The sequence below is a fragment of the Streptomyces sp. PA03-1a genome, from assembly GCF_033792805.1.
GTDB lineage: Bacteria > Actinomycetota > Actinomycetes > Streptomycetales > Streptomycetaceae > Actinacidiphila.
In genome coordinates, this window is record NZ_JARAVO010000329.1 from 1 (window position 1) to 8,273 (window position 8,273).

The following is an 8,273-nucleotide window of genomic DNA, read 5'->3' on the forward strand; positions in this document are numbered from 1 at the left end:
ATCGGGTCCGGGACCAGGATCATGATGACGTCGGCCTCGGCCGCGGCCTCCGCAGGGCTCACCACGCGCAGGCCCTGCTCCTCGGCCTTCGCCTTGGACGTGGAGCCCTCGTGCAGACCGACCCGCACGTCCACACCCGAGTCGCGCAGCGACAGCGCGTGCGCGTGCCCCTGGCTCCCGTAGCCAATGACCGCGACCTTGCGGCCCTGGATGACGGACAGGTCGGCATCGTCGTCGTAGAACAGCTCAGCCACAGGTGAAGCCTTTCCATGCCGCAAGCCTCCGTGTCGCATCGAGGAGACCCGCTCGAAGGGTGTCGATGTTCGCCCGCTCGCAGCGGACTCGCATGTCGAATCTACGGGGAGAGCCTGCCGCCTTCCGTGACGGGGCGGCGGCCACGGGATGGCGGCAGGGCGGCGAGGCGGCAAAGGCGTGTCCGCCTACCGCTCCACGGCGACCCGCCCCCGGACGACCGGTCGCCTTCAATGCTTCGAGCGAGGGACCGGCGCTCCCGGATCACGGGGCCCGGACCGGCAACGATCACCGGTCCGGGCCCCGTTGGGCTCCGCCGCAATCAGAAGGCCCCCGGCAGGGGCCGGGCACGCACCCGCTAGAGCGCCTTGAGCAGGCGTTCCGCCAGGACGGCCGCGGAGGCGGGGTTCTGGCCGGTGAACAGGTTCCGGTCCACCACCGTGTAGGGCTTCCACATCTCGCCCTTGGTGAAGTCGACACCCATGTCGATGAGTTCGGACTCCGCCAGCCACCGCGCGCGCTTGGCGAGGCCGACCGCCTCCTCCTCCTCATTGGTGAACGCCGTGACCCGGTAGCCCGCGAACGGGGACTGGCCGTGGATCCTGGTCGCCAGCATCGCCGCGGGGGCGTGGCAGACGACCGCGAGGGGCTTGCCGGAGGCGAGCGCCGCGGTCAGCAGGCGGCCGGCGTCGGGGTCGACGCACAGGTCCTCCATGGGCCCGTGGCCGCCCGGGAAGTAGACGGCGTCGTAGTCCTCCACCCGGGCGTTCGCCAGGTGGATGGGCCGCCGCATCACCTCCGCGGAGCGGATGATCTCCTCCAGGTCGAGGGCGATCTGCGCGCTGCCGGCCATGTCGGGACGCAGGCTCATCATGTCCACGGTCGGGATCACCGCGCCCGGAGTGGCGACCGTGATCTCGTGGCCGGCCTCGCTGAGCGCCTTGTACGGGGCCGCGAACTCCTCGGCCCAGTAACCCGTCGCGTGCCTGGTGCCGTCCTTGAGCGTCCAGTACGACGCCCCGGTCAGAACGAAGAGCAGCTTCGCCATCGGACCATCGCCTCCCTGTCGGTATCCGACACGGTTAGGGGCCATGTGTTACTTAAAGCATGATGCGCCCCCAGCAGGTCCGCCAGGCACGGCCTTCGCGCGGCGCCGGATGCCCGGCTGACCTGCGCCTTCGGTGAGCGGCGCACACCGCCCTCACTTCAGGAGCCGGGCGACCTCCGCAGGGTGGGCGAGGTGCGGGAAATGGCCACTGCCGGGGAGGACGGTGATCATGACGCCGGGCAGGGCCTTGCGGAGCCAGGTGAGGTAGTCCGGGTCGGGTTCGGCGCCGGTGACGTAGTGGTACGGCGTGTCCTGGGACGCGATGCGCTCCAGGCGGGCGGCGTTCCGCTCCTCCAGCAGCTCGGGCGGTGTGGTCAGCAACTCGTCCCAGTAGGCCAGCAGTAGGTCACGCGCGGGCGTCGCGTCGGGCCGGGCGAGAGCGCGGGCCTCCGGCGGCAGGCCGTCGATGCCCATGCGGCCGAGCAGGCCGTTCCAGATCGTGCCGTGGTCCGGGCCGCGCAGCACGTCCGCGTTGCGCTGCAGCAGGTCGGCGAAGCCGCCGACGCGCAGCGGCTGGTCGATGTTGACCACGCCCCGCACCGGGTGGGTCGCGGCGTAGGCGGTGGCGATGGCACCACCGATGGAGTGCCCCACCACGACCGGCCGGTTCAGGCCCGCCTCGGTGACCGCCTGGTGCACGACGGCTGCGACGTCGTCCAGCCCGTGCCGGTCCAGCGGCGGCGACTGCCCGTGTTCCGGCAGGTCGACGGCGAGGACGCTCCGCCCCGGGTCGGCGGCCTCCAGCTCCCGCAGGAGCGGGCCCCACCGGTGGCGGTCGTAGCTCAGGCCGTGCAGCAGGACGAGCGGCGGTCGGCCGTCCGGCTCGCCCCGGCGCTCCGCCCGCAGACCCGCGTACGTCAGAGGGGCTTCGCCGGTGCTCATGTGGTGTGTCCTTCCAGTGGTGCGTGCCGTGCACAACAGGAGGCGTAACCCCGCGGGGAACGATCCGTTCGTGACCGGCGTCACACCTGCCAGCGCCCGGGGCCGCCGGGGCCCGGCTGGTAACGCATGAGGCGGCCCGTCCGCAGGGACGCCCGCAGGTGGGCACCGGCGAGCGGCGCGGCGGCCTCGATGCGCCGGACGGTCCCCCACAGCGCCCGCGTGGCGCCGACCCGGGCCCGCTCCGCCGCGTCGCCGTGGGCACGGGGGCGGCCGCCGAGGCCGGTCGCACGCCGGAGTTCGGCGAGGAGAGCCCGGCGCTCGGCCTGCACGGCCGCGGCGGCGTCCACGTCACCGGCCCGGTCGGCGGCGTCGAGGCTGTCGTCGAGCACGGCGAGCCGTCGGCGGTAGGAGGCGCGTGCCGTGTCGTCCAGCAGCGGATCGGCCGCCGGAGCCGCGAGCCCGGCGCCGCCGGCCACGAGATCGAGCGCGGGGATCTCCTGGCCGGGCGCCGCCAGCAGTGTGCGCAGGTAACGGGGTCCGCGCCCGTCGGGCACCCGGGCCGTCTCGCCGCCGGCCTCCAGTCGCCAGTCGCGCCCGTCGAGCACCCAGCGCCACCGGCCGTCCGGCGGACCGGCTGCGCGGAGGGTGGAAAGGAGACCGTCCATGCCGAGCCGCTCCGCGATCGACCGGGCCTGCGCCACGTCCTGCGCCGCCCTTTCCCGGTCCCCCGGGCCGTCGCGCCGGGTGCGGACCTCCGCCCGTGCCGCCAGGATGTGCGCGAGCCAGGGGAGGGCGCCGGTACGGCGGGACAGCTCGGCTGCCGCGTCCAGGTGGCCGAGGGCGGCGTCCGGCCGGTCCAGGCGCGCCGCCAGGCGGCCCAGGTAGTCGTCGACGGGTCCGGTGACGGTGTTGGCGCCGCCCCACACCACCAGCCGTCCCTGGTAGGGCAGCAGGGCGTCGTAGAGTGCGGCGGCCGCCGCCGGGCTACCGGTCCGCGAGGCGACGACCGCGAGGTCGGCCAGCGCGCCGATCCACCGCGGGCCGGTGCCCTCGAGCACCGAGGGCAGCAGCCGTTCCAGTTCCAGACCGGCCTCGACCTCGCGTCCCGACCCCAGCATCGCCCGGGCCGCCGTGGCCTCGAAGAAGTGCCCGGGCAGTCGGCGCGCCATCCGCTGCCAGGGCTCGACCGGGGTCTCGGTGCCGCCCCGTACGACGGCCAGCTGGTGGCGCACCGAACCGGCCAGCCTCTCGGTGTCGCTCACCCCCGCCTTGGGCCCGGCTACGAGGATCCGGTCCGCGAGTTCCCCGGCCTCCTCGAACCGGCCCCTGACCGTGGCGAGCATCGCCCGCCGGGAGAGCGCCACCACGTGGGCGTCGGTGTGGCCGGCCTGTTCCGCGGCGCCGACGTACACGGCGAGCGCGGCCTCGGCGGCCGTCAGGTCCCCGGTCTCGGTGTACGCCACGAAGCGCCAGAACAGGCCGCGGCACTCGGCTGCCGCGTCACCCGCCCGGCGGGCCTGAGCGACGATCTCCCCGGCGGTGGCCAGGCGTTCGGCGGTGGCGGCTGGGTCCCACAGCGCGTGCAGCCGGCCGTCGAGGACCTCGGCGACCGTGCCCGGGTCGCCGGATGCGCGGGCCAGGCCGAGCGCCGTGTCCGCCAGGTCCCGGCGGCGCGCCAGGGCCGTGGTGTCGGCCAGCAGCTCGCGCGCGAGCCGGGCCAGCACCCGGGCGCGGACCGCAGGGGCGACCGGTCGCTCGGCGGCCTCCTCCAGCAACCGGACGAGTCCGAGGTCGAGTTCGAGGAACTGGGCCCGCGACGGGAAGACCAGCGCGAGGTGCACGGCCGGGTCGGCGTCCCCGGGCAGGTCCTTCAGCCGTTCGGCCTGGGAGAGTGCGGGACCGGGCAGCCCGCCGGAGACCAGCCACAGGGCGTGGACGGCGTCGGGCGGCAGCCCGGGCACGAGCGCGGCGAACCGCGCGCCCGACAGTCCGCCCAGCCTCAACTGGGTCCCGTCCCCGGAGTACTCCCGGGCGGCGGCCAGCAGTGCGCGCGGTCCCGGGGGCGCGCCGGACCCGGGCAGGTCCTCGGCCGTGCCCTCGTCGGCCAGCAGCAGAACGGGCTCCCCCGGCGACCCCGGTGGGTGCGGCGGAACGGCGGGCGCGGAAAGCGTGCGGTCCCTGGTGTGCTCGACCCGGATGCCGCGCTCGGCGGCCAGCTCCGCCGCGGCGGCCAGCAGCGCGGTCTTGCCCGCCCCCGGCGGCCCGGTGACGACCAGGCGTTCGCCGACGCCGGCACGCAGCCGGTCGAGGAGGGCCCCGATCGCGGAAAGCTCCTGGCCACGGCCGATGAGGGACACGCCCCAGCCTAACCGGCACCCGCCTGGAACCCCCGCGGTGCCCGCCCCGGCCCGGCCGGAGGCCCGGGGCCGCCGCGCGCACCCGCGATCGCCGCGGAGGCCGCGGTGTACGGTGCCTCGACAAGGGGGGCGAGGGTGGATCACGACTGGGACGACGACACCGAGTGCCGCCGTGCCGTCGGCCGCGCTTGGGTCGTGGTGGCGATCGCCGGTGGCTGCTCCTTGGTGGTCGTGGGATTCGTTGCCGTCGTCGTACTCGGCCTGAACGTGTTCCTCTTCCTCGTGGACGCTCTCAGCGGGTAGGACCCGACCGGTCCCGTGCAGCCAGGGGCTGCTACGGAGTGACGATCGCGAAGTCCGGGTCGGGTTCGCCGAGGTACGCCAGGAGTTCGGCGAGCTTGCCGGGGTCGCCCGACACCTGGATGCCCGCTCGGGCCGCCAGGTCGGCCGCCGGCAGGGTTCCCAGGAGGACGGCCCGCAGATCGGCTTCGGGGAGGGTGACCGCCAGGTCGGGTTCGGTGGCGGCGGGGCCCTCGCCGGGCACGTGGGTGAGCACGCCGTTGTGCAGGCGCCAGGTGATGGGCTCCGAGCCGTGGACGTTCCAGCGGATGGTGATGTCCGCGTCCCAGCCGGCGGGGCCGTCGACGCGGATGGCGAGGGAGTCGAAGAGCTGGTCGAGGGAGAGCGCGGAGATCACGTCGGGCGACGCGGTGACGGTGGGCGTGCCGACCGGGCCGTGGCGCAGTTCGAGGGCGCCGGTGAGGAAGAAGTTGCGCCACGTCCCGTTCTCGCTGCCGTAGCCGAGCTGGGTGAGGGCGTCCGCCTGCAGCTCTCGTGCTTCGGTGTTGCCGGGGTCGGCGAACAGCACGTGGTTGACGACCTGGGCAACCCAGCGGAAGTCTCCTTCCGCGTAGGACCGGCGGGCGCGCCGCAGGACCTCGTCGGCGCCTCCCATGAAGTCCACGTAGCGGGTGGCGGCCTCGGTGGGCGGGTGTTCCCACAGGTGGGCGGGGTTGCCGTCGAACCAGCCGAGGTACCGCTGGTAGATCGCCTTGACGTTGTGGCTGACGGAGCCGTAGTAGCCGTGGGTGTGCCAGACGTGTTCCAGGGCCGGCGGCAGGTGCATCCGTTCGGCGATCTCCAGGGCCGTGAGTCCCTGGTTGATCAGGCGCAGGGTCTGGTCGTGCAGGTACGCGTACAGGTCGCGTTGGTCGGACAGGAAGGTCAGCACGCGTGCGCGGCCCCAGGTCGGCCAGTGGTGCGAGGCGAAGGCGACGTCGGAGGAGGCGCCGAAGAGCTGGATGGTCTGGGTGAGGTACTGCGCCCAGACGCGTGGGTCCCGGACCTCGGCGCCGCGCAGGGTGAGCAGGTTGTGGAGGTTGTGGGTGGCGTTCTCGGCCATGCAGAGCGCCGCGCGGCCGGGGAAGTGGATGTTCAGCTCGGCCGGCGCCTCGGTCTCGGGGGTGAGCTGGAAGACCATGCGGATGCCGTCGACGGTGTGCGTCTGGCCGGTGCGCATGATCTCGACGCTGGGCGGGATGAGGCTGACCGTGCCCGTGGAGGTCGTCTGCCCCAGACCTGCCCCGATCTGACCGTGCGTCCCCTTGGGCAGTGCGGCGCCGTACATGTAGGCGGCGCGGCGCGCCATCGCCGTGCCCGCGTACACGTTCTCGCTGACGGCGTGGGTCAGGAAACCCTGGGGGGCGATGACGGGCAGTCCGGCTCCGGCCTCTTCGGCGGTCACGACACCCTTGACGCCGCCGAAGTGGTCGACGTGGCTGTGGGTGTAGAGCACGCCGCTGACGGGGCGGTCCCCGCGGTGGTGCCGGTACAGGGCCAGGGCGGCCGCGGCGGTCTCGACGGACAGGAGGGGGTCGATGACCAGGATGCCCCGCTCGCCCTCGACGACCGTCATGTTGGACAGGTCGAAGCCGCGTACCTGGTAGATGCCCTCGGCCACCTCGAACAGCCCGTGCCGGGCGACGAGAGCGCTCTGCCGCCACAGGCTCGGGTGCACGGTGTCCGGGCAGTCGGCGTCGAGGAAGCCGTACGCGTCAAGGGACCACACCGTGCGACCGTCGCGGTCCGTGATCTCCCGCTGCTCGACGGTGCCGAGGAAACCACGGCCGGCGTCGTCCAGGTCGCGGCTGTCCTCGAACGGCAGAAGGCTTCGTGCGGCCTGGTTGGCGGCGACGATCGCCGGTTCGGGGCCCTTCAGCGCGGAATCGGCGGACATCGTGTTCTCCTTCGAGACCGGTACCGTCATCACGCCCACACGGGATGAACCCTCTGCCAGCCTCGGCAGGACGGCGTCCGCATGCCAGCGGGAGTACGCCGCCCGGACGAACCCGCGATCAGTCCGCCTGTTCGGCCGTCGCCGGGCTCGCGCCGCCGCGCTGGTAGATGTCGGGGACGCCGTCCCCGTCGGCGTCGGTGTCCTCCTCGGCGCACAGCCGCCGGTACAGCCGGTTGCGGCGGTGCAGGAGCAGCGCGGCCAGGCAGGCCGAGATCACCGATGCCACCAGGACCGCGGCCTTGACGTGCTCACCTTGCGCGGTCGCGGGGAAGGCGAGCTCGCCGATCAGCAGGGCCACGGTGAAGCCGATGCCACCCAGGGTGGCGAGGCCGAACACGTCGGCCCAGGCGAGGTCCGGATTCAACCGGGCCCGCGTGAAACGGGCGGCAAGGTAGGTTCCGCAGAAGATGCCGGCGATCTTGCCGAGCACCAGACCCACGACGACACCGAGCGGTTCGGGCCTGGTGAACACCTCCCCCAGGGCACCCGCGGAGACGCCGACCCCGGCGGCGAACAGGGCGAACAGCGGGACGACGACACCGGCGGACAAGGGGTGCAGCAGGTAGCCGGTGCGCTCGGCGGGCGAGGTCACCTCGTCCTCGTCGCGGGTGGTCCGCAGGATCAGGCCCATGGCCACCCCGGCCACGGTGGCGTGCACGCCGCCGTTGTACATCAGCGCCCAGATGACCAGGCCGAGCGGCACGTACCACCACCAGCCCGTGACCCGTAGCCGCTGCAGCGCGTAGAACACCGCGAGCCCGGCCGCAGCGCCGAGCAGCGCCCAGAGGTTGAGGTCGGAGGTGAAGAACACCGCGATGACCAGGATCGCGCCCAGGTCGTCGACCACCGCGAGGGTGAGGAGGAAGGCCCTCAGCGCCGCGGGGAGGTGGGTGGAGACGACGGCCAGGACCCCCAGCGCGAAGGCGATGTCGGTGGCCATCGGCACCGCCCAGCCGCTCGGGCTGCCGCCCCCGAACGCCGCGACCACGGCGTACAGCCCGGCGGGCACCACCATGCCGCACACCGCCGCGATGACCGGGAGCGCGGCGGTGGCCGGGGTGCGCAGTTCGCCGACGACGAGTTCGCGCTTCAGCTCGATCCCGGCGACCAGGAAGAACACCGCCAGCAATCCGTCCGCCGTCCAGTGCCCCACCGACAGGTCCAGCCCCAGCACGGGAAGGCCGAAGTGGAAGTCGCGTACCGCCTCGTACGCGCCGCTGAACGGACCGTTCGCCCACACCAGGGCCACCACCGCCGCGGCCAGCAGGACCAGGCCGCCGACCGTCTCCGTCCGCAGGGCTCGGGCGACGGCCCGCCGCTCCGGCCACGGGAGCACGCCGAGGAACGGGGGGCGGGAACGGGGGGCGGTGGCCATATG

Annotated in this window: 7 protein-coding genes; 1 reads left to right on the forward strand and 6 read right to left on the reverse strand. The window is 73.7% G+C overall.

Translation table 11 applies throughout. The annotated features are described in order from the left end of the window. From PV341_RS41635 to PV341_RS41650, 4 genes are all read right to left on the reverse strand, one after another. Positions 1-254 (reverse strand): NAD(P)-binding domain-containing protein (locus PV341_RS41635; protein WP_500360571.1); only part of this gene is annotated, 254 nt, incomplete at its 3' end. Positions 255-610: 356 nt separating this feature from the next. Beyond that, complete coding sequence (locus PV341_RS41640; RefSeq protein WP_500325870.1) at positions 611-1,300, reverse strand: type 1 glutamine amidotransferase domain-containing protein; 690 nt, start codon at positions 1,298-1,300, stop codon at positions 611-613. Positions 1,301-1,453: 153 nt separating this feature from the next. Next, positions 1,454-2,242, reverse strand: a complete 789-nt coding sequence (locus PV341_RS41645; protein WP_500360573.1) for an alpha/beta fold hydrolase — start codon at positions 2,240-2,242, stop codon at positions 1,454-1,456. 80 nt (positions 2,243-2,322) lie between these two features. Then, complete coding sequence (locus tag PV341_RS41650) at positions 2,323-4,599, reverse strand: AAA family ATPase (protein WP_500360575.1); 2,277 nt, start codon at positions 4,597-4,599, stop codon at positions 2,323-2,325. 135 nt (positions 4,600-4,734) lie between these two features. Here PV341_RS41650 and PV341_RS41655 point away from each other — a divergent pair, with 135 nt between their 5' ends. After that, entirely contained in the window at positions 4,735-4,902 is a 168-nt protein-coding gene (locus PV341_RS41655; protein ID WP_500360577.1) for a hypothetical protein, read from the forward strand. A 31-nt stretch (positions 4,903-4,933) separates the two neighbouring features. Here PV341_RS41655 and PV341_RS41660 read toward each other — a convergent pair whose 3' ends face one another. Continuing rightward, entirely contained in the window at positions 4,934-6,835 is a 1,902-nt protein-coding gene (locus PV341_RS41660) for an alkyl/aryl-sulfatase (protein WP_500360579.1), read from the reverse strand. A gap of 118 nt (positions 6,836-6,953) precedes the next feature. Continuing rightward, entirely contained in the window at positions 6,954-8,270 is a 1,317-nt protein-coding gene (gene nhaA, locus PV341_RS41665) for a Na+/H+ antiporter NhaA (RefSeq protein ID WP_500325880.1), read from the reverse strand. Between the last annotated feature and the right edge of the window lie 3 nt (positions 8,271-8,273).